Origin of the sequence: Gramella sp. KN1008, assembly GCF_004332155.1 — a bacterium.
Classification (GTDB): Bacteria; Bacteroidota; Bacteroidia; order Flavobacteriales; family Flavobacteriaceae; genus Christiangramia.
The window spans coordinates 1-21437 of record NZ_SJDV01000003.1; the positions used below are offsets into that span (position 1 = coordinate 1).

27 protein-coding genes are annotated in these 21437 nt (G+C 35.0%); 14 read left to right on the forward strand and 13 right to left on the reverse strand.

The window, feature by feature from the left end; translation table 11 throughout:
- Positions 1 to 312: 312 nt before the first annotated feature.
- From EZJ28_RS05705 to EZJ28_RS05740, 8 genes are all read right to left on the reverse strand, one after another.
- A complete protein-coding gene (locus EZJ28_RS05705) occupies positions 313 to 702 on the reverse strand; it encodes a hypothetical protein (protein ID WP_131395847.1) in 390 nt (129 codons plus the stop codon).
- A 10-nt stretch (positions 703 to 712) separates the two neighbouring features.
- Entirely contained in the window at positions 713 to 1576 is an 864-nt protein-coding gene (locus tag EZJ28_RS05710; protein WP_131395849.1) for a hypothetical protein, read from the reverse strand.
- Entirely contained in the window at positions 1569 to 2117 is a 549-nt protein-coding gene (locus EZJ28_RS05715; protein ID WP_131395851.1) for a hypothetical protein, read from the reverse strand. The genes EZJ28_RS05710 and EZJ28_RS05715 overlap by 8 nt, the downstream gene beginning before the upstream one ends.
- 179 nt (positions 2118 to 2296) lie before the next feature.
- A complete protein-coding gene (locus EZJ28_RS05720) occupies positions 2297 to 3283 on the reverse strand; it encodes a 3-oxoacyl-ACP synthase III family protein (RefSeq protein ID WP_131395853.1) in 987 nt (328 codons plus the stop codon).
- Between the two features lie 3 nt (positions 3284 to 3286).
- A complete protein-coding gene (locus EZJ28_RS05725) occupies positions 3287 to 3712 on the reverse strand; it encodes a hypothetical protein (RefSeq protein WP_131395855.1) in 426 nt (141 codons plus the stop codon).
- A gap of 3 nt (positions 3713 to 3715) precedes the next feature.
- Positions 3716 to 4696: a glutamate ligase gene (locus EZJ28_RS05730; RefSeq protein WP_131395857.1), complete on the reverse strand. Its 981-nt coding sequence runs from the start codon at positions 4694 to 4696 to the stop codon at positions 3716 to 3718.
- A complete protein-coding gene (locus EZJ28_RS05735; RefSeq protein ID WP_131395859.1) occupies positions 4686 to 5477 on the reverse strand; it encodes a RimK family alpha-L-glutamate ligase in 792 nt (263 codons plus the stop codon). The genes EZJ28_RS05730 and EZJ28_RS05735 overlap by 11 nt, the downstream gene beginning before the upstream one ends.
- A gap of 22 nt (positions 5478 to 5499) precedes the next feature.
- Positions 5500 to 6042, reverse strand: a complete 543-nt coding sequence (locus tag EZJ28_RS05740; RefSeq protein WP_131395861.1) for a hypothetical protein — start codon at positions 6040 to 6042, stop codon at positions 5500 to 5502.
- A gap of 205 nt (positions 6043 to 6247) precedes the next feature.
- Here EZJ28_RS05740 and EZJ28_RS05745 point away from each other — a divergent pair, with 205 nt between their 5' ends.
- From EZJ28_RS05745 to EZJ28_RS05795, 12 genes are all read left to right on the forward strand, one after another.
- The gene (locus EZJ28_RS05745; protein WP_131395863.1) at positions 6248 to 6937 is read left to right on the forward strand and encodes a M48 family metalloprotease; all 690 of its coding nucleotides are present in this window, start codon (positions 6248 to 6250) and stop codon (positions 6935 to 6937) included.
- An 81-nt stretch (positions 6938 to 7018) separates the two neighbouring features.
- A complete protein-coding gene (locus EZJ28_RS05750) occupies positions 7019 to 7366 on the forward strand; it encodes a hypothetical protein (protein WP_131395865.1) in 348 nt (115 codons plus the stop codon).
- A complete protein-coding gene (locus EZJ28_RS05755; RefSeq protein ID WP_131395867.1) occupies positions 7366 to 7839 on the forward strand; it encodes a hypothetical protein in 474 nt (157 codons plus the stop codon). Before EZJ28_RS05750 ends, EZJ28_RS05755 begins: the two co-directional genes overlap by 1 nt.
- 29 nt (positions 7840 to 7868) lie before the next feature.
- Positions 7869 to 8246, forward strand: a complete 378-nt coding sequence (locus EZJ28_RS05760; RefSeq protein WP_131395869.1) for a hypothetical protein — start codon at positions 7869 to 7871, stop codon at positions 8244 to 8246.
- An 11-nt stretch (positions 8247 to 8257) separates the two neighbouring features.
- Positions 8258 to 8380, forward strand: a complete 123-nt coding sequence (locus tag EZJ28_RS16190) for a hypothetical protein (RefSeq protein WP_278248308.1) — start codon at positions 8258 to 8260, stop codon at positions 8378 to 8380.
- 110 nt (positions 8381 to 8490) lie between these two features.
- A complete protein-coding gene (locus EZJ28_RS05765) occupies positions 8491 to 9339 on the forward strand; it encodes a PP2C family serine/threonine-protein phosphatase (protein ID WP_131395872.1) in 849 nt (282 codons plus the stop codon).
- 8 nt (positions 9340 to 9347) lie between these two features.
- Entirely contained in the window at positions 9348 to 12233 is a 2886-nt protein-coding gene (locus EZJ28_RS05770) for a protein kinase (protein WP_131395874.1), read from the forward strand.
- 3 nt (positions 12234 to 12236) lie between these two features.
- Entirely contained in the window at positions 12237 to 12887 is a 651-nt protein-coding gene (locus EZJ28_RS05775; RefSeq protein WP_131395876.1) for an FHA domain-containing protein, read from the forward strand.
- A 14-nt stretch (positions 12888 to 12901) separates the two neighbouring features.
- A complete protein-coding gene (locus tag EZJ28_RS05780) occupies positions 12902 to 13420 on the forward strand; it encodes an FHA domain-containing protein (RefSeq protein ID WP_131395878.1) in 519 nt (172 codons plus the stop codon).
- A gap of 100 nt (positions 13421 to 13520) precedes the next feature.
- A complete protein-coding gene (locus EZJ28_RS05785; RefSeq protein ID WP_131395880.1) occupies positions 13521 to 14243 on the forward strand; it encodes a hypothetical protein in 723 nt (240 codons plus the stop codon).
- Entirely contained in the window at positions 14236 to 14577 is a 342-nt protein-coding gene (locus EZJ28_RS05790; protein ID WP_131395882.1) for a protease inhibitor I42 family protein, read from the forward strand. The genes EZJ28_RS05785 and EZJ28_RS05790 overlap by 8 nt, the downstream gene beginning before the upstream one ends.
- A 7-nt stretch (positions 14578 to 14584) precedes the next feature.
- On the forward strand, positions 14585 to 15763 hold the full coding sequence (locus tag EZJ28_RS05795; protein WP_131395884.1) for a C1 family peptidase: 1179 nt from the start codon (positions 14585 to 14587) through the stop codon (positions 15761 to 15763).
- Positions 15764 to 15853: 90 nt separating this feature from the next.
- Here the strand turns inward: EZJ28_RS05795 and EZJ28_RS05800 are convergent, their stop codons facing one another.
- The 5 genes from EZJ28_RS05800 to EZJ28_RS05820 form a co-directional block, all read right to left on the reverse strand.
- Entirely contained in the window at positions 15854 to 16336 is a 483-nt protein-coding gene (locus EZJ28_RS05800) for a hypothetical protein (protein ID WP_131395886.1), read from the reverse strand.
- A 7-nt stretch (positions 16337 to 16343) separates the two neighbouring features.
- Complete coding sequence (locus EZJ28_RS05805) at positions 16344 to 16805, reverse strand: SEL1-like repeat protein (RefSeq protein ID WP_207388433.1); 462 nt, start codon at positions 16803 to 16805, stop codon at positions 16344 to 16346.
- A gap of 107 nt (positions 16806 to 16912) precedes the next feature.
- Positions 16913 to 17614 (reverse strand): hypothetical protein, encoded by a 702-nt coding sequence (locus EZJ28_RS05810; protein ID WP_131395890.1) that lies wholly within the window; start codon positions 17612 to 17614, stop codon positions 16913 to 16915.
- Between the two features lie 2 nt (positions 17615 to 17616).
- The gene (locus EZJ28_RS05815) at positions 17617 to 18222 is read right to left on the reverse strand and encodes a hypothetical protein (protein ID WP_131395892.1); all 606 of its coding nucleotides are present in this window, start codon (positions 18220 to 18222) and stop codon (positions 17617 to 17619) included.
- Between the two features lie 126 nt (positions 18223 to 18348).
- A complete protein-coding gene (locus EZJ28_RS05820; protein ID WP_131395894.1) occupies positions 18349 to 19182 on the reverse strand; it encodes a hypothetical protein in 834 nt (277 codons plus the stop codon).
- Between the two features lie 761 nt (positions 19183 to 19943).
- Here EZJ28_RS05820 and EZJ28_RS05825 point away from each other — a divergent pair.
- Together EZJ28_RS05825 and EZJ28_RS05830 are read left to right on the forward strand one after the other, a co-directional pair.
- On the forward strand, positions 19944 to 20243 hold the full coding sequence (locus EZJ28_RS05825; protein WP_131395896.1) for a helix-turn-helix domain-containing protein: 300 nt from the start codon (positions 19944 to 19946) through the stop codon (positions 20241 to 20243).
- Positions 20236 to 21435 (forward strand): hypothetical protein, encoded by a 1200-nt coding sequence (locus EZJ28_RS05830; RefSeq protein ID WP_131395898.1) that lies wholly within the window; start codon positions 20236 to 20238, stop codon positions 21433 to 21435. Before EZJ28_RS05825 ends, EZJ28_RS05830 begins: the two co-directional genes overlap by 8 nt.
- The last annotated feature ends 2 nt before the right edge of the window (positions 21436 to 21437 follow it).

A 21437-nucleotide genomic window follows, 5' to 3' on the forward strand; every position in this document is an offset into this window, starting at 1 on the left:
TTTTCTCTTCCTTAAATGCAGTAATATAGATTCTTCCGGGAAATATCATTTCAAAAATCTCCTTTGGATTTTGATAATAAATATTAAGAAGCTCGATGATTTGGCTTTTATAATCTAAAAATTGATCATCTGTTAAAGTTTTGTATTTATAAGAATTCATAACTATATCTACTTTTTAAATTTAATATTTAATCTCAGTGCGAAGAATTCATTTATTTAATCTATAATTTCCCAACCATTTTCTAAATGCTTTTCAATGTTTAGATTGTGTTAGTAAATCGCATCTTAATTGTTTTCTAAAACTTTATGAGATTACTTGTGAGTAATCTGGAAATCCCGTAAACATCTAAGCTTCATCGCAATTTGAGCCCTAGGACACGAGTTTTTACTGAAATCTGGTAAATTTCTTTTTAGTTGTACTTGATAAGCTTTTGTGAGTTCATTTCCAGAGTCTGCATCGACGAGGAAAAAACCGGCAAATTCATTTTTTACCTTCGCAAGAATTAGATTATTATTTTCAATAATTCTCTTTAATTCGGATGTTTTATATCGAGCTCCAAATAAGAATCCATTCTTATTATCCTCAGACTTCGCTAACCAATAGTTCTGAAGAGCTAAAATTTGATCTATATCATCTTCAATTCCTAACCTAATAGAAATTCCTTCAGCAATCTTTTCTTCTCTTAAATTTAGTGTGTCCAAGAGCGTTTTATTACTTACCTGAAATTTTAATAGGATCTGACGGATTCAAACAAATAGTGATCATTATCCCGGTTAGAAGTACACTAAGACCAATGTGGCTAACAGTAAAAACCTTATTTTCAATGATCATTTCAAGGCCTAAGGTTGCCAGGGCGCCTAAGGCAAATGGGAGTCTTACCTTTTCAGCATGATATCTTTTAAATAAAATAATGGAGCAAATCGAGATCAGGGCGAGCAGGCCACCACTCAAAATGAATAACCACATGTCTTCCATCCTCACAGACAGTCCTGCCCCGCTGTAGGAAGTTATGCCTACCCCCCAGATAACGATGCCAGACAGGTATAAAACGCCCAGAGACATTCCACCCTCGGTTTCAGACTGTTTCTTGATAATAAAAAAGCTTAATGCTGATAAAACAATGCTTGCACCAACATACAAGAAGCCCTTGGGATCTTCATCAATGATATTAGCAGATAATACAAAGAAGATTATGATAAATATGGTCCAGATAGACAAATAGAATTGAAGACTGCTGCGGTAATTTTTGCTGAAGACCGCTATAAGGATTAGTAAGGGGATATCCATTCTTTGAAACAATGCCACGGTCCCGGCTGAAAGAAATTTAAAACTGTATATAAGAAACCAGGCGCTGAGTCCATTAATGATAAGTCTCAAAATATGAGGTTTCCAATTCTTTGGTTTTAAGTCGCTTTTTCGATAGACAGCGAATAACAGAAAAACGCAAAGTGCTCCAAGGCCCCGGTATAACATGATTAGTCCGCTTGAATAACCTTTATCGGTTAAGGCTTCGATACCGTTGTTGTCGGCGGCTACTAAAAAAATTACAACTAAAAAAAGTATGTACTTAAGCATCCTGAATTTGTGGGAATAATTTTCGTTCTAATTCCTGAAATTTAATTTCAGAGGGGAGGTTACATAAAATCATCATTCTATCCCCTTGTGTTTCATCTATATCTAGTATTTCAAAAGTTCTTAAATCAAACTTCTTACATATATCCTTAAACCTTCTTCTTTCGAAATCCGCATATCTGGTTTTAACTGCAATCTTTTTAAGAACATAGGGATGGTAAGTCGAAAATTTTTCAAGATCGAGTTCCTTTTGTATTTGCCTGATTATTTTTTCACCATGCTTAGAATATGATCCATCCAGATTGGGTTCCACTTTATCCCAGATCTTAGGTAATGTTAATAGAATTACAGGTGTAGCTGTTGTTCCAAATAAAAGAATGGGATTTGAGTAATTAGATTGGAGTTGCAGGGCTTCCTTAGTGAAAGTATAATACAGCTTACTTCCTAATTTGTTTTCTTTATACTGATTATTAACGCAGCTTAAACCGAGATAGATTATAACTCTTTCTTCCTTTTCTGAGGACATTTCTGACCATCCGGTCATGAAAAAGGCTTCAATTTTTCCACCTATTTTCCGGTAATAATAGATACGATTATTCTTTTTCAGTTCGGACAGTAAAAGTTCGGTAGGCTCTTCATAATAATCCTGTAAAAGGTGGGTTATTTCTTCTAGATCCCTTCTATTGAGATCTGCTATTGAACTTGTAAAAAGCTTAAAGTCTATCATGTCTTATAGAAAATTGCGCCCCATGTAAGTCCGCCTCCCATACCGCAAATTAGAATTTTTTTATTTTTCTCAGAAAATCTTGCAAAATGCTCTGCAATAGTAATGTAAATTGAACCTGACCCAGTATTCCCAAGAAATTCTACAGTTTTTAAAATTTTACTTGAAGGGATACCCTGATCTTTCAGGCACTTTTCAATTACAACCTTGTTCGCCTGGTGTGTTATAATATAATCTAAATCATCAACCGTTTTTATATGCTTACTGAGTAGCCAGTTGATAGACTCATTTAATTTCTCGCATATAAAGTTTTTGACTTTTCTGCCCTCCATTTGAAGAAAATGATCTTTTTGATTTAGAGTATAATTTTGGATGGGGTAATTGGATTTACCGGCCAAGACCTTTAATGAATAGTCTTCGCCTACATCACCCTCGATATAGGAACCAAGATAAAAATCGATGATACCTTTATTTATAATACTTTCCTTCTTTTCAACAATAAGAGCTCCAGCTCCTTCACCGAACAGAACGTTCATTAAAAAATCTTCTGGATCTATCGCATCAAGCATTTTGTCTACGCCAATTAATAAGCCTTTACTATATCTGCCAGATTTTAAGAACATTTCAGCGATTGATAATGCGTAGACAGGACCAGCACAAGGCATATTTATTTCAAAAGCAAAGGCCTGGTCTAATCCTAATTTCTCCTGAATTAAAGTGGCAGTTTGGGGTAAGGTATAATCTCCTGTAAAAGTATTAACTATGATAAAGTCAATGTCGTTGCCGTCCTTTTCCAATAAATCTTTTGCGGCTAAAAAACCTTGTTTCGAAGGACTGAGATTTGATTTTCTTCGCTCAACAACACCTGTTTTTTGAAGTATCCATTCTTCAACATCAAACTTTTGGTTGAACCTTTTAGAAAGATCCTTGTTTGTAATGATTTCCTCCGGAATATAAGATGCGGCTGAAGTTATACATATGGCCATGAATTACTTTTTAAGATTTTCCAGAAACACCAGGTCGTCTTCTACCCTTTGTTTTATATGATCCAGGTAGGAATCAATAATTCCGGAACGTGTACAGGAATTTGTGGAATATGAACCGGTGTCGTCTTTATAGGCGAACAAGAGCCACTCTCCTTCGGTGCCAATATTGAGACCGCACATAGATAGATCGAGCGAGGTTGAAACACTAACGGAGTCGGTTTCCAGATCACCTTTATAAATCTTTTTGAGCTTAAAGGTGATCTGTCTTTGCTGATCTACAGTATCCAGTTTTTGAACTACTCCGCGGAAAATAAGGGCATAGTCCTCAATTTCTTCCATATTGATTTCTACTGGCGGGCGGCAGGTACAAAAAGCTTCTTCTCCGGGATTTGAGAAAAGGCTAAGAATTAAAAAAAATCCTATAGTCATAATTTAGTTTTTTAGAAGGTGCTCCAATAAATATTTCTCGGCACGCCGGTTTATTCCTTTATAGGGATAACTATGCATACTAATCATTGGTCTTTCATTGATTTCCAGAACCTCATAGTAATTCTTGTTTAGGTCAGGGATGATGATGTCTATTCCGGCAAACGGGAGATCAAACTTTTCACAAATGTCAATAGCTAATTGTTTATGATGAAGGCTTATCTCTTCCGTTACGTCAATGCTATCGCCACCTTTGCTCAGGTTACTGATTTTACATATCTGATGGATTTCATTTCTGGCAGGAATATAGTCACTTTTCAATTGTGAGTTTTCTAAATATTTCTGAAAATCCTGCTCTGATATCTTCATCAAAGGTTTGGTATAATCATTTCCACGATCTTTGTTTTTACTTTGTAATAATTCCGATAATGAATGGATACCGTCACCTTTCAGATTGGCTGGAATCCTTTGAATAACTCCTATTAATTTTCTTTCTATGACAAGAAACCGATATTCTGGTCCATCAATAAACTCTTCTACCATTATCTCATTGTATTTGCTTAAAAGTTCACTTATGGAAGTTAAAAAATCTTCCTCGGACTGAATATTTACATAAATACCAATACCATGATTAGTTTCCAGTGGTTTCAAAACGATGGGGAATTTCAACCTTAGATCCTTAAACTGATCTTCTTTTCGGAAAATTTGGAATGCCGGAGTTTGAAAACCTTCCCTTTTTAGGTTTTCTTTACACAACCTTTTGTTATTGCATAATATATGGTTTAAAAGTGAATGGGTATGTGTATAGGTAGTTCCTAATATTTTAAAAATCTTATTATCAATAGTAATTTCAATCAAATTATACTGGTCGTCCAGTACTTCCACAGTACCACCACGAGAAAGAACCTCTTTGATCAATAACTGAGTACTGGCAACCAGATGAGTAAAACCAGGGAGGGGTGAAAATATTTTTGGGTTATTTTTCATTCAGATGATTTACTACATATTTAGCTACATTAACTCCGGTGAAATTTGCGGGTATGCTGAAATCATTTGGGAAATTCACTTCAAGGACATAATACTTCCCATCTATATCCTGAATAAAATCTATTCCAACAAATTCAAATTTTACGGCTTGAGAAACTTTAATAGCCAACTTCTCTAACTCTTCTGAGCAATTATAAATCTCAATTATAGAAGACTTACCAGGAGCGGAACATCTAAAATCATTTTCTGGATTAAGCCTAATAATGCTGCAAACTACCTTATCACCAACTACAATAGCTCTTATAGTGCCATTATTTGGGATATATTGTTTCAACTGAAAATGAATACTTTTTGAAGAGAGCATGTCGGCCGTTGAAATCAGGTTTTCCCACGATTCAACCTTTATAACGCCCACGCCTAAAGTTCCACCAGTAACTTTTAAGATAAGAGGAAAACCTCCCAGGTAATCTACATAGTTTTGCAGTAATTCCCTTTTGTTGGAACCCTTTAAGATAGTCTTCGGTACCGGAATATTGGCAGAGATCAAAGATAGATCTAGCTGATGGGTAGAAAAGATATAATTCTGAATATTAGGATTGATAAAGAAACTTTTAATTTCTTTTGAAATTAGAATATTCTCTATTTCATGAGAAAAAGGGGTAACGTTGTAAAACATATCACCTGGACCAGCTTCCAATTCATCCAATTTGCTGTAATCAAAATACTCAGACTCTAATTTGACAGGTTCAATATTTTGCTCAACGGCTGCATCTGAAAGCATATTTAATCTTTCTTTCCAGTGTCTAAAACGCTGGTTGTATATTAGATAGAATTTCGCTTTTCTTTTGTTCAAAATCTAGATTATAATTTTCAAGTTTAAAGAGTATTAATTCTACAGAGTTATTTTCTATAGAATGATAGGATTGCATAGAACCATATTCCTTGAATCCAAATATTTCAATTACTTCCTGAACTCCTTTTTTATATGGTCTAACAGAAGTTAGAATGGTTTTGTTATTATAAAAATTGAGAGAATTAAGCATAAGTAATTTGAAGATCTCCCTTTTTCTATAATCAGGATTTTGAATTATAAATCCCCTGGATAAAAATAACGTGTCTTTTTTTGCAGATATTTTACCTTGTGACCATGCTTGTAAGATTTCATGCGCATGTGAAACCGTTAACGCCCCTAAACAAACATTTCCATTTCTAACAACAACATGAGTGCTTTTATTGTCAATGATTGTGGCTTTTTCATTCAGTAAACTTGACTTAAATGCCCTTTTCTTTGACTCAATAATTTCAGGAGAAAGGTTTGAAGTGATTGAAAAGTTAAGCTCGTTCACAGGTTTTACTTGGTTAGGATTGAGTTTTCAAAAATTACGAATATAGGTGTTTGAAGCAATACCCCGAAAGAGGTATTTTAAGAATTTATTAAGAGTTGTATATTGCTCCCCAAAGAATTGAATATTAGAAGTGAAGAGTAATATTCTAATGCTTCTTTAAAATCTCTATTTCTTAAATGTACTTTTTTAAATTTTTATAAATCATATGTTTCTGAAACAAATTAAAAGATCTTTATTTCTCCTCTGCTTAATTATTACCAGTAATGCAAGCTCTCAAGGAGAAGAGGTTATCACATATTTAAATAATTCTGATGCCATATATGAAAAGTATCTTCAGCAGTACGAGGTATATAATGGACCAGAAAGTATTTGGCTCAAACAAGTTGGTGAAGAAGTCAAAACTGCTGTGGATCGAATGTTTGTGGCGAATGGATCTAAAGAGTTACTTCCCCTTTTTGATTGGGAATTCAATGTTGTGAAAATGAATGAGGGAGACAAGGATTTTATGGTGTTTCCAGGTGGAAAGGTGTTGATTTCCAAAGAGTTGCTTGGTGTTTTAGATACGGCAAATGAATTGGCCTGGATGATTGCGCATGGACTTGGCCATGTATTTTATGACTCCACAGAGTTAAGCCTTTCAAAATTTCATCTCGATAATAAATACAGTTTTAGTGATGATGAGGAGATGAATGTAGATGAATTTAGTTTAAGCTTAATGGCCATTGCCGGTTTTAATCCTGATGTGATGGAAGAAATGTGGAATGATAAAGAATTAGAGAAAAAAACAGACTTTTTTGATTATCATCCTAGGTACGAAGGAAGGTTAGGAAAAATCAGAGAATTTTCTGCAGAAGCTAAATCAAATGCCAGAAAATATGGGGTAACTCGTTTTTAGCTTTCAAGAACCTAATCCTAAATAAAATTCTTGGGATTAAGAATTAGGAGTGAAAAAGAAGTCCGAGAATAAAACAGATTTATGAGAAGTTTACTTCCAATTTTAATAGCAATTTTAGTTTCAATTACATTATCTGGTTGTGCTGAAATGTACTCCGCGATGTCTAATTATAATGCTGCTAACGGTTCGAAATGCAAAGTCAAAGCTGCTAGTTTTGCCGGCTATCATGAAGGAGAGGGGAAATATATGGAAAATCGTGTGCTATATAAAGAAAGTACAACTGATCAAAATATCAAGAACGAATATGCATGGTTGAAGAAAAAAATGAATGAGTATGTCTATAAAAATGGGTTTGGAACTTTTTATGAAACTAGCCCTTTTACAGATATCTCATATAAATTTCATACTTATTGTAAAGACTATTATTAGTGTTTGATATAAGAATTACTAGTCTACTATTCCTTTTACCTATTTCAGGCTTGACCCAAAGTCTTGATTGGGAAGAAATAGAGAAAGATATTGAATACCTAAACAGCCAGAGAGTCTTGTTTTCAAAGGTCGAAAATTGGCTCGAAGGAACGCGGGTGGAATCCATACTCATGGATTCTATCTATATTCACAATGGAAACAGCCCACAAAAAGCGGAATTAACGGTTTATCATTATGGGAGGTCTAATCCAAGTGAACTTAAAATCCCTTTGAAGCAAATAGATTCTATTACACATGATGATTATGTGCTTAATCTTCATGTGTCTACACTGGATCCTCCTATCTATTCTTTGATGTATGAACAAATAGATCTATTCCAGGGTAATTTACACGTCCTTCATTTCGTGATCGAGAGATTTAGGAGGATCGTTGATTTTTACAAATTCGGTCAATCAAATGATGAAGACCGTTAGACGACAAATACTAATTTAAATTTTAATACATGCAATTTTTAAAGACAGGTTTATTCTTAATGTTCACGATTCTTTTTTTGCAGAGTGCGCAATCCCAGAATAGTGGAGAGTGGAGCTCCTGGAAATCGGATCAGGTTTTTGAAGAACTGGAAATGAGATATAAGAAAATTGAGAAGGAAGACGATAGATATTTTTACGAGATCGAATGTAGAAATCGGTTCTCTCATAACCTAACTTATTTCCTGGTATTCGATCAAATTTCCGAAAAAAGGAAATTTATAAAGCTGAAACTGGGAGAAAATGAAAAGGTAAATATCAAACCTGAATTTAGTTTAGATCCTGAAGGACTTAATATTCACACTTTTTATGCATCCTTAACGCCAACCTGGCCGGTAGAGGCTAGATAAAGCGGATGAAAGTGGGTATTACCTTTCCCGAAGCTGCTTTAGGTGTTCAGTTTGGAAGTATGGCGCTAAAAGGCGGAGCAGCTTATATTGATGAAGAAGTTTATTTCAGTGTTGGGATAGGCTTTGGAGGTTAATTCAAGATCTTCAAATGCTTTATTGCAGATTTTTAAAAATTAATTCATTTGAATTGTATTGGAAAACTACACATTAACAAATAATTAAGAATAATTTTTATATTTGGTAAATGCTGACCTACTCCTTTACCCATATTGGTAAAAAAACTAATAATGAAGACGCCTACCGGCTAGGATCTAATCTATATGTTGTGTGCGATGGTGTGGGAGGTGCTAACCGTGGGGAAGTAGCCAGTTCCTCAATTTCAGATTATTTAGTGAGTAACTATGATCAGCCAATTAATGCAGCTTCCGAGATCAAAGAGGCAATAATTAATAGTGTTCTAGATCTAAACCAAATTATCCATAAAAATCCCGAATATGATGGGACTGCAACTACAGTTGCAGGAATTTTTTGCAACCCGGAGTTAGGAATATTTAGTTTTCATATAGGAGATAGTAGAATATTTTTAGTGAGGCCTACTAAAAAGATCTTTTGGCATACCTGGGATCATTCAATGGTGGCAGAACTCGTTAAGAATGGTGATATCACACGTGATGAAGGTCGCTCTCATCCTATGAATAATAGAATATATAAAGCATTAAAGAATTCGGAAAAGGAAAATATTCCCGATCCGGAGATCAAGTTAATTTCTGACATTAAGCCGGGTGACAGACTCTTAATTTGTTCAGATGGTGTACTTGAAGCTTTTACAGACCATGAAATAATTGAATTGCTTACCAGGAAAGATATTTCCCTTCATGATTTGGGTAAACAGGTTGAAGAGATCTGTAAAGCTGAAAGTATAGATAATAATACGGCCATTATTCTAGAGGTCGAAAAAGGCGATTTTAAGATAAATAATACAGAGGCCCTGGAATGGGAGACTCTTAAATCATTATCAATGGATAATAAGGGAAGAAGTATAACGCCTTCCGTAAAAGGTTGGTTTAGATCCTTGCTGTCCAATAAAAATTAATAATTATTATGACAGAAAAGGAATTCTTCAACCGCTATAATTTCAATGTCCGCGAAGATAAGGTAGGTGGCGGGAGTTTCGGAACGGTTTATAAGGCTTACGACACCGTTTTGGATCGTGAGGTGGCGGTCAAGGTATCTGAAGTTAGGATCTCGGGAGATAAAGAGTTTTCGTTACGAGAAGAGTTTAAGGCCATTGAGAAACTTCCTCCACATGCGAATATTGCTAATTACGAGGAGGTGCACACTTTTGAATCCTTCAATGGGGTTTTTGACTATGCGATCATGCAATACTATCCTCTGGGTAACCTGGATAGTTTTCTTTCTAAGAAGTCTTTAAGTTTTGAGGAAAAAGAAAAACTTGTTTTGGCGATACTCGATGGAATCGCTCACTTGCATAAACATAAGATCGTACAGCGAGACCTAAAACCAAGCAACATCCTGGTGGTAGACCGCAGAGGGCAACTGATTCCAAAAATCACGGATTTTGGTTTAAGTAAACAGGCGAATGCAGATAGTAAAGCCTCGAGGTTCACTAACAGTTTTGCAGGCGGTACACTACAATATTGTTCCCCGGAGCAGATCAAGGGTCAGCCTTTAAAGCTTAATACGGATCTTTGGAGTTTTGGTGCAATCGCTTATGAAATATTTACCGGGAAAGCCTTATTCCAGGTAGAGGGAAGTACTTCGGCCAGTGCTGAATGGCAGAATGAAGTTTCCAAAAAGATCTTACATGAAGATTATTCAGCCAAATTAAAAGAACTTACTGGAAACTGGCCAGCGGTAGTGGCAGCCTGTTTGGAGCGTGACATGAACGAGCGGGTTAAGGATGCCGAAGAATTACTTAAGATCCTGAAAGGAGATTCTATAATAGAAGATACTTCTGCTACACAGATCCTTCCCCAGGCTGATAATGATGCTACGCAGATATTTAGCAATGAACCTAAGCTGGAGAGTGAGGAAGAAGCAAAACCTGAAAAGCCTGAACCCGCAAAGATCCAGAAAGAAACAGGTCCTAAAGAAAGTGAAGAAAAGAAAGCTGAACAAAAGACAACGATTCCCAAACCAAAAAAGAGCAATAAGAAAGTCTGGATAGGAGTCGCAGCCGGATTGATAGCGGCAATGGCGGTGACTTATGGATTTACTTTTATGGACAATTCGGAACCGGTAGAGGAATCATCAAAGAAAATAGCAGAAACTCCAGTGTTGTTCAAAAAAGATAGCCTTTTTGGATATAAAATAGAAGATCAGGTTGTGATTGAACCGGCATATGTGATGGCTGATAATTTCAGTAATGGACGGGCTAAAGTCCAGACTCAGGATAGTGTTTTTTATATCAATGAGGAAGGTAACTGGATGGCTTCTTTTACGGAAAATTCTGAAGAAGAGGCTTTAGCTGATAATTCAGAAAAAGAGGACGAGAAGAATAAAGAAGAGAATTCTATTAATGAAAAGGATAAAACATCCGGTAAATTAAGCTTGGCCGAGCAAAAGCAAATATATGAAGAGGGAGAAAGTTTTTATGAGGCTAACCAGTATAAAGAGGCCTACGAGAAATTTATTCAGATAGCAAATTTAGGGCATGCAGAGGCTGAGTTTATGATAGGTAAAATGTATGATAATGGATACTATTTAAAAGAAAGTGATTCTAATGCTATTGACTGGTATTTGAAAGCCGGTAAGCATAGGAACAACAAAGGGTACGGTAATATTGGGTTTATCTATTATGTAAAAAAGGATTACGGGAGAGCAATGGAGTGGTTTTTAAAAGCCGCTAATGAAGGTAATGGTGTTTCTATGAATAATATTGGCGTTATGTATATAGAGGGTCAGGGTGTTGATAAAAATGTAGAAAAAGCAGTCGATTGGTATTTAAAAGCTGTAGAGAAAGGTCATGCTATTGCAATGAATAATCTAGGGAAACTCTATAGAAACGGTAAGCATGTGTTTAGAGATTATAAAAAAGCCATGGATTATTTTAAAATGGCGGCCAACAAGGGTAATGGGGAGTCCATGAATACTATTGGGGTTATGTATGAAAACGGCGAAGGGGTAAATATGGATTACGGTAAAGCTGCAGAGTGGTTTGAAAGAGCATATAATAATGGAGATGAATGGGGTGCGTATAATCTAGGTCAACTTTATTATGAAGGAAAGGGCTTTGCCAAAAACAAGTCTAAGGCCTTCGAATGGTTTTTGAAGGCGGCAGATAAGGGACATACAGATGCCATGTGCTATATAGGAAATATTTATGGTAACACAGAAGAAAAAGGTTATAACTGGGAAAAGGCCAGAGAGTGGTATGAAAAAGCTGCTAATAAAGGTAATCGTTGGGGGAAACGTGAGTTAGGGGAGTTCTATTTGTTTGGAGTTGGTGGTGTTTCCCAAGACCAAAATAAGGCGAAAAGACTCTTTAGAGAGGCCGCTAATGCAGGAGATGATAAAGCAAAAACTTACTTACAGGTGATTTCAGATATTGAAAATAATAAGTATTATCAATTAAATGAATCTAATAAGGGAAATAAGCTTTACGTGAATGATGGTGATCGAAATGTAGATTCGATGCCCCTCGTATTTAGTGATTATACCCACAGCTGGGCGGTTAATATCCAATATGAAATGGGGAATTCAACAACCGGTGTACAAATTTGGCCACTTAAAGTAGAAAGTGATGGGGTTAGTTATGCCCAGTATTGGCCTTGTAATGTTCTACAGGAAAAACAAGGAATGCATAGAACGGGGATTGCCTGGGCAGGACATAATGAGAAATATAACGATGGCGGAAGACAAATTGGGTATATGTATGTATACGGAAAATTTTATGGCTCAGAGGAAGAATTGAAAATTAAAATGCCGGTTATGCTTTGTTGGAAGCCAAGGCATTATTACCAATAAATAATGACTTTTTATATAGGAAGAAATAGTAAAAATGATCTTCACCTAGCCAGTCCTTCTGTAAGTGGTGAACATGCCAAGGTATCTATTAGTGATGATTACCAGTCCTATACCATTGAAGATCTGAATTCGACGAATGGAACCTATATTAATGGACAGGCAGTAGCTAAAAAAGAACTTTCCAAAAAGGATAAGATCGTTTTCGGGGATAAGGAGGTCCAGACCGAAGAGTTTTTTGAAAAGATCAAAGCTTTTATTCATGAAAAGCGAACAGATTTTTCTGAGGAATTTATGGAACTGCAGGTTCTTGAAAGAAAGTTTCAAAAAGATAAAGATAAAGCAAATAAGTTTTTTAAGATCAAATCTGCTGCGCTAAGACTTGCTGTAACCGTTGGAATTATGCTCGTAGTAGCTCAGTTCACACCACGAGAATATAGGATTTATCTTATGGGGGCAATAGGTTTAATAGGAACAGTAATTTCAACACTTTCAATGTCTGAGGATAGATTACGGAATAGAATTGAAGATCTTACTGTGGAATTCATGAGTGCATTTTCCTGTCCTAAGTGCAATATGGAGCTGGCTGGAAAAAGTTGGAAATACTGGCGGTCCAAAAAGAATTGCCCAAAGTGTAAATGTACCTGGGCTAATTAATTATTAAGTTATAAATGGCATCATTTAAATGTAAGAAATGTGGTTCAGTCATTCCTATCAAGAAGGAGTGGCTGGAAGAGGGGATTAAAAAATTAATCCAATGTGAATCCTGCGGAAATAAAATGAAATTAAATCTTCCGCCAGTTAAAGCAAAAGAGCAGAGTGGAACCGTTATTCTTACCAAGGACTCAAAGAAGTCTTCACCAGAAAAGTTCACTATCAGGTCAAAAGACACTTTTGATTTTCATCTGACCCAAAAGCAGGAAAGTTACAAGGTTTTGTTTGGGAGAAACCCAAATGCTTCCAATGAGGAGCTTGATGAATGCCTTATTATTAACGATCCATTCATATCAAGGGAGCATGGCCTTTTTACAATTTTCAAGTCAAAAGGTGAAATGAAAATTACGTTAGAAGATCTTGGGAGTTCGAACGGAACATTCCTAAATGGGAATAAGGTTAATAATAGTGATGTAGTGTACGTGGAAATTGGAGATGAAATATTAGCAGGGAATACCGTTATAAACGTTCAATAAAATTAAAGCGATGGGTGAAACGAAGGGCCAAAAAAGAAATTTTTTAGTTAAAGGTATTAGCAAAAAACAATTACAAAAACTGAAAAAGGGTAAACTTCCGTTGTCTTTCTTTTTGGGTTTTGTAAGCGGAATCAATATAAGTGCCGTCATACCTGCTAATTCACGAAAAGAATTTACGAATATCGACGACGGTAAAGAGAGTAGACAGAATGAAATAGAAGGAAATACGGAAGAGGGCTGTATCGATGTTGAAATCCCTACAAGTATGAAATTTGCTACAGGGATAAATGAAGAGATGAGTTTTAAAGAAGCTTATGAGTCAGCAAGAAATGAAGTGGGTAAGGAAGGCTTTTTTAACTGGAAAGGAAATTCATATCATACCCTAACCAAAGAAGAATGGGATAGTTTGTCAGAGGAAGAAAGAGCTTCAATCTCTGAGAGAATACAGGAGAACTCCAATTTTGAATTCACTAAGATAAGAGATGAAGATAATGATAATGGAGGATTGGATGATTTCGAATTTGAAGACAAAGATGAGTCTGAAGATAATACAGGTGATGAATCTGATGAGGAAGAGGAAATTGATGAGATAACAATTGATGATTTAATACCCGATGATGAGACAGAGGAATTTGAATATGTTGAGTTAGATGATTTTGCAGAAACAGAAGATATAATTTCAGGTTTAAATGATGGAGAGGCGGAGACGGATGAATACAATTCTTCAAAAGATATAGCTTCTAATGATGGTACCGAGGAGTTTCTTAAGAGAATCAATGACTTGAATGAAGGGAGTAATGATGAAATAGAGGATTATGGATAAAAGTAAAATTTTTTTCATTCTCTTATTTGTCGGTTTAGCTTACTCCTGTAAGGTTGTAACAGTAGATAAGAAAAACTTTACCATAGAACTTGATAAAGACGGGGTGGGTGGATATACCTGGAATTATCTTCCCGGGAATACTGATGTCAAATTAATAGACTCAACCGATATCCCTAAAACCGATTCCACAGGTTTTACTGAATATTCAAAGCAATATAAATTTCAGGCGTCTAGAAAAGGATTGTATAAATTAGAATTCCTAAAAAAACGTTCTTTTTCGAAAACTGCTGATACAGCTGAGACTTATAAGAAATATTGGATTAGAGTCAAATAACAGAGATATGAAAAAGCTTCTAACATTTGTAATAATAAGCCTTATTTCCATTGCTATCTATTCTCAGGATAAAGGAAGGGGGCTCATTAAACCCAGTAAGGAAGATTACGATAAAAGCATACAATTAAAAAGCTCCTTTATTGGAGATGGAGAAAAACTATATGCACGGTCTAAAACAGAATTCGGCGATCCGAATGCTGCGCGATTTGATCTCAGGGAAATAAATGGAGTAACCAAAGTTAAGGATCAGGGTTCCTGTGGTTCTTGCTGGGCTTTTACAAGTCTGGCGAGTATTGAGTCCAGTTACAAACTATTGAATAATAAGGAACTGGATCTTTCTGAACAGCAATTAGTCAATTGCTCACCCAATAATGGATGTACGGGAGGGTGGTATTTTAAAGTTTTTGAATGGTTAGCTTACAATGACAAAGGCGTAAACGATGAATTGGAATTGCCCTATCATCAAAATAAATCGGGTTGCGTAATAGCACCTGAATCTGATGTTAAGATTGCCAACTGGGGAACCTTACCTCATGGAAGCAGTATTGCTGAAGTCAAAAAGTCTCTAGTAAAACATGGAGCTATTTCTGCGGCATTATTTTCACGTAATACATCATTCATGAATCATGATGGTACAGGTGTTATAGAAGCAAGTAATTCTGAAATAATAGACCATGCTGTAGCTATAATTGGTTGGGATGATACTAAGGGAGCTTGGTTGATCAAAAACTCATGGGGGACAGATTGGGGAGATAATGGTTATGGCTGGTTAAAATACAATTCGGCTAGTCTGGGATATTTTGCGTGGGCCGATGTTTTTAAAGAAGATTCTGAAAAGGAGAATAAGAAATCAGAAGAAGAGTTATTCGAGGTTGATTTTACCCGAACCTTGGGAAGTCTACAGGTCTACGAAGAATTATACATAAAGGTCGATGATAAAGAGCCTGAAATTTTTGGAATGAATAAAAAGAAAACGAGATATCATAATTCAGTCTATTTGCCAGCTGGAGAGCATAGGATAGAACTCATATCTAAATCCATACTTTCTAAGGATAAAAAACGCTCAATTTTATTTGGGTATTTTAATAATAACATGAAGATAGAAGGTGATAAAACCTATAAAATCAGCTATAAATCAAGAGAGGGTAATTCCAATATATTTTACTTGGAATTAGAAGAGATTTAATTCGCGCTATGAAATTTTAGGCTTATTAATTTAGATAAGACTAGTAAATAGGGCCATTTCAATTAACTAGATAATTAATTTTAATAATCACTAATTTGACTTGATTATTTTTTGAAACGCTTGCTTCGCTGTTTTAACAAAATTATCCTCCTGACTCCAGGTAATCCTATTACAGCCTTTTTTCGATACTACTTCACAATTTGAAAGTATAATTCGAGTCTTATCGTTATTTATATCGGGTATTACTGCACCATCAAAAATTAATGTAAGAGAGCATGAGGTCTCGCAGGTTAAATCTACATCAGTAAGACATCTTAAATCGAAAACAGATCTATTACTTTTTCTTGTAGCCCGTTCCCATACGCTTACCACTAAAAAATCATCTTCAATACTATAATTTTTAATTTTAATGGCGATATTCGGATTTGAGCTTTCATAAATTTTGATGTCAAACATTGGTAGGGTTTCTGCCAGAACATTCAGATTTCTATCCCATTCATTTTGAGTTGTAGACTGAGCTTGTGTATTAAAACAAACCAGGGCCAGACAGATAAGAGTATATTTTTTTAGCATAGCAGATCTATAAATATTTCTCCAGAAGTCTTTTTAAATAGGCTGAAGACAGATCATATTTTTCCAACTCAAAATATTCATTTCCTTTTATCCAAAGTGTATCTTCAGTCAACTCCTGCTTTCTGTCCTCAAGACCTAAGATTAAGTATCGGGTCATTAACATCTGGTCATGTGGATAATCTGATTCTACCAGCATCGCCATTTCATAAGCTGCCTTCTTGTGACGTTGCCCGGCAGCTTTTGCGTAAAACTGGGCTGCCTTATAGTAAGATTGTTCAATAAACTTTCCCGTGTAATAAGTCCTGCCTAATCTATACTGCGCCTCGGCATTTCCTAAAATAGCATTTTGATATATACGAACCAGGCTATCTATTTGTCGTTTCGACCCTTTGAATTCAGGAATAGATTCTTCCCTTTGTTCATTCAAATTTTCAAACTCTGGACAGGAGTTGGATTTTTCATCAATCATTTCAGAAATCCGCTCAAAGCCCGGTTCATTTTTCTGGCTAATTAAATTAGAAGTGAAAAATGACAAAATTATTAGAGAAAGTATAGTTTTAGATAACCAGGATTTCATTAGTATAATGTCTTCAATAAATTGATAGTTTTTTCTGGTGAAGGGATCTTTTTAATGATAGGCTCGCTGGTTTCTTTCAGGGAGTTAGCAGTTCCAAGATAATTAAAAATGATATTCATTTCATGATAAGTTCTTTCTCTTCTTCCAAACAGGCTCATATCACGCTTTCCATTTATTTTGATCTCTGTAGGAATGTTCTTTTCAAAGGAACAAATCGTGAAATTATCCCGGCTGGGTTTGCCTAATTTGAACTCGTCATAGTTCAGGTCAATAACTGGCATCTGTTCAAAATAAAACCTGAAAGACTTCCATTTAAAGGCAGAATTCAGAAGCTTAGAATAGAAGACATGTTCTATATTATATGCTGCTTCATTAATTATCCGTAATTTTTGTGACTGGGTAGCTTGCTTTAGCTCCTGTAGTTTATGAGGTTCTAAATAACCAAATTTCTCTAAGGTTTCTTGTATAGAATCGGAATTATGGTCCAACAGAAAAATGAAATCAGATTTATCTAACTCTGAATTCTTTATCTGGGACTTATTAAGCCAGAGTGTATCACCGTCTAATTTTCCGGAATAAGAAGTTATCTCTTTTTTCCAGGCATGTTGTTCTTTACGATCTTCAAAAGATCTGGACTCCTTTGTGTATTCATAAGAATTGTCAAAGATCTGAATCACATGTTTTTCTCCTTTTAAATTCATACCTACTTTATAAAGGAATAATTTTCACTTTCCAGTTTGATCTTTTTAGAAGGAAGCTCGAAATAATCCAAATTCTGATATTGAAAAATCTCTTTAGGTAAATTGATTTTTAATTCAAAATAATTTCCGGAGAGATAACGGCCATCTATGACAAAATATTCACCTGTTATCAGGTAATAATCATAAGCCAATATATTATGATTTTCTGAAATATTATAGGTGCCAGTCTTTCCGTCAGTATAAGTCCGTAATGGTTGGGAGATCTCAGTCATCTTTATTTCTTCAGAATATTCTAAATATTCATCCAGGTCCTGAACCACTTCTTTCATGGGAATTTCTCGTAGATATGCTACAAAATCAAATTGGTAAATGGGCTCATTGTTTATGTCGAGTATTTTGATACCCGGTTTTTCAGATTTATCAGATTTAATTATTTCTAAAGTGATGGAGTTCTGAGATATGGGCTTAAGTTTAACCTTATCATTTCTTCTCTTCCATGTTCCCATAGAAAAACTGAATTTTACGCCGTCGCAAAACTCTTCAAAAAAGTAACTGTTGTTATTATAAAGTTTTAGACTGCTGCCACAATATCCATATTCTTTATTCATTTCTTTCCAGACTGTTTTTTCCTGGGAGTGAAGAGTTATGAAATGAAATAAGCAAATGGAAATTGTTAGAAATAGATTTTTCAAGATAAAATTTAATAGTTAACGGCTAAAGATATATAATTTGAATTATATCTGTATTTTGAATATATGGGTCCGGTAATTCTCCTGAGGGATAGGTGTGCGTTCCAGAATTTCAATCTCTATAACATCCTCATACCGTTGAATTCTTGAACTAAAACAGGAAGATTCCGAAGGATCATAATTTATCAATTTCTGGGTGCTGATCTCTTTCAATTTACTATCTGCAATTATTAGATAACCGGCATTTTCAAAAAGGAAAGTATCTTCTCCAACTAATAATGGATTGGAGGATCTCGAACTTTTTAGTTTCATGCCCTTTGATATGGATCCATCTCTATTTAGTTTGTTTAAATAGGAAGAATGGGGATTCTGTCTGTTCTCTTCGATCACAATAATTTCATTGTTTACGGGAAGGTACTCTCCGTAACTTTTCCATTCCTGTAAAAGATTGCCATCCCGATTATAAAGCCAGGTATGGAAATAGTCATATCCTTCCAAACCAAGTATAAATTCACCATTGAAAAGTCCTTCTACTCTTTCTCCTTTTAATTCTTTAATAATATTACCAGTTTCAAGGTCAATTAATATCGCAGGACCTAAGAAATCCCAGGAATGATAATCTTCAGTTGTAGTTGTGAGGATTAACCTGTCATAAGATATAGCAGCCAAATCTGGTTTTCCAGTACAAAATACAGAAGATCTCCAGTTAGAACGACCATCAAAATTGACAAAGTTCAATTCTTTATCTTGTGAGATTAGGTAGCCTTTACCAGGAACTATATTTAATATTTTCCAATCTTTGAAAAGATTATCACCTGAATTAGTTTTCCAGAATCCTTCTTTAATATTATAAGATTTAATGTGAAAGTTTATTTCCAAATTCAATAAATCTTTTCAATAATGAATACTTTCAATTTATAATTTTTTAAGGAGGCTTTTAAATAATAAGAAATGGGAATGAATTTAAAGTTTAAAAATATAGATTTAAAACAATAATTTCTCACCTAGAAATAAAAAGCCCCGTAATCATTGCTGATTCGGGGTTTTAGAGTGGAGTCGGAGGGGCTTCCGCCTATGGCGGATCAACCTTTAACTCCCATCCTGTAAATGCCTCCCGCTGTCCTTGCAGTCCAGGCGTCTTAAAACCAAAAAATCTGCTCAGGTGAAGTACCTGGCAGATTTTTAAATTTTAATTCGCAGCCGGGCTGCGCTTAATTGTGGAGTCGGAGGGGACGCCACCCTTTATCTTTAGGCCAGTATTCATAAGGGTTCGAAAATTCACTCTTATTTAGGGTAACTCATAGAGTAACTCAACCTGTCTAACTGATATTTCAAAGTACTACTTCAAATATAACATATCTTTTAATTTATCTCGGGACATTTAACCTTGTCAACACGATGAACTCCATAAGTCTTTATTGATGATTTCAACAATATCTTCTAAAGACTTATTTGCTATATGGACGAGTGTAAGTCAATTTTTTTTGCACGGATTAGTTCAAAGTTTGGCACCTCCCCCTCAACCTAATCAATCTTAAATTGACCAGGATTCAAAGCAATTACTATTTAAAAGTCTACTTAAAGAGACTTTTCAAACAATTATAGGGTGTTCAATATTTGCCATCACAAAATAATAAGAGATGGAAAGAAACCTATTACAAATTGAACAACAACTTGTAAAGCTTTTTGAGAAGCTAGATAATCTCAAGATTGAGAGGCAAAGGCGAAATGTACAACCAAAGTTTTACAGAAATAAAGACTTAAAACGATTATTTGGAGTAAGTAGCAATACTATAATAAAGTATAGAGAGAACGGTATCCTACCTTACACCTTTATGGGTGATATCTATTTATATCCCGTTTCCGAAATAGAGCTATTGTTAAAACGTAATTCAACCACTTCTGTAAATGTGAGAAAGGAAGGAGGTCATAATGTCTGAAATTTTTGTCAATCTTTTTGCCTCTGTTAAGAAACCTCAAGTTGTAGAGACCGTTTCCATATTGAAAGTTCTAAAAAGAATTGAAACTGGTGGAGACGATTTGCCAAATATTACCAAGGCTCAAAATGCATTACTGATAGATAATAACAAAGAGGTTTACTCAAATGAAAAACTCAATATAACCTGTACATGTTTTGGATTCCTTTATGACGGTTATAAGAGCACACCTAATGTGAAAGCCCCTACTGGACTAATTGCCGTAGAAGTGGATAATGAATTACCTATGATAGAAAGCGATATGATTTTTGCTGCATACCATTCTTTGTCGACTAAAGGAATGCACTATTTAATACGGGTTAACGGTTTAAATGTTAAAAATTATTCATTGAACTATCAGTTGATTGCTAATGAAATTGGTATCAATGCTGATATCAATGCAGCTAAGGCTACTCAACCTTTTATTTTACCCTACGATAAGGATATATATTATAATCCAGATTCAAGAATTATTGATGCATTTAACCCTGTAAAAACACCCCACTACATTCCTGAAAAAAAAGAGAGAGTTATAGGGACTGAATTGGTTGATTTTTCGAAAAAGCGCTTCAACAATCTGGATGACTATACTTCTTCAATTGATTTTGATGGTGAAGCAATATTTGATTTTAAAGAGAAGTTTCAGTTTGCCTCAATATACGTACCTAACGAAATTCCAGAGGGTAAAAGGAACAGTATTATTTCTGGTATAGGATACCAATTCAGATGTCTGAATAAAGTTTGCTCTTTAATGGATATAGAAAATATTCTGGGCAGTATCAATAAAAAATTTGTAAAGCCTCGTCTCTCTACCAAAGAGATAAAGAGTATATCAAAATCGATATTTAAGATTCCCAAAAAGGATTTGGTTCCCATTTTAAACGACTCAAAAAGATTTGTCTTTAACCCAGATTATGACCTGACAGTTAAAGAGAAAAGGAGTCTTGTAATGACCGCCTTAAATAAGGAAAAGGCCCTTAAAACCAAGGAGATTATTGCTGAGTGTATTAATACTTGGGATTTCTTAAGGAATGGAAAAATAACTCAGAAAAAATTAGCAAAGGTCTCAGGTAAGAACATAAAAACTATTCAGAATTACTACTCTGAGTTTAGATGCCTTATTAAATCCCTAAATGAAAAAAACAGACCCCCGTAATA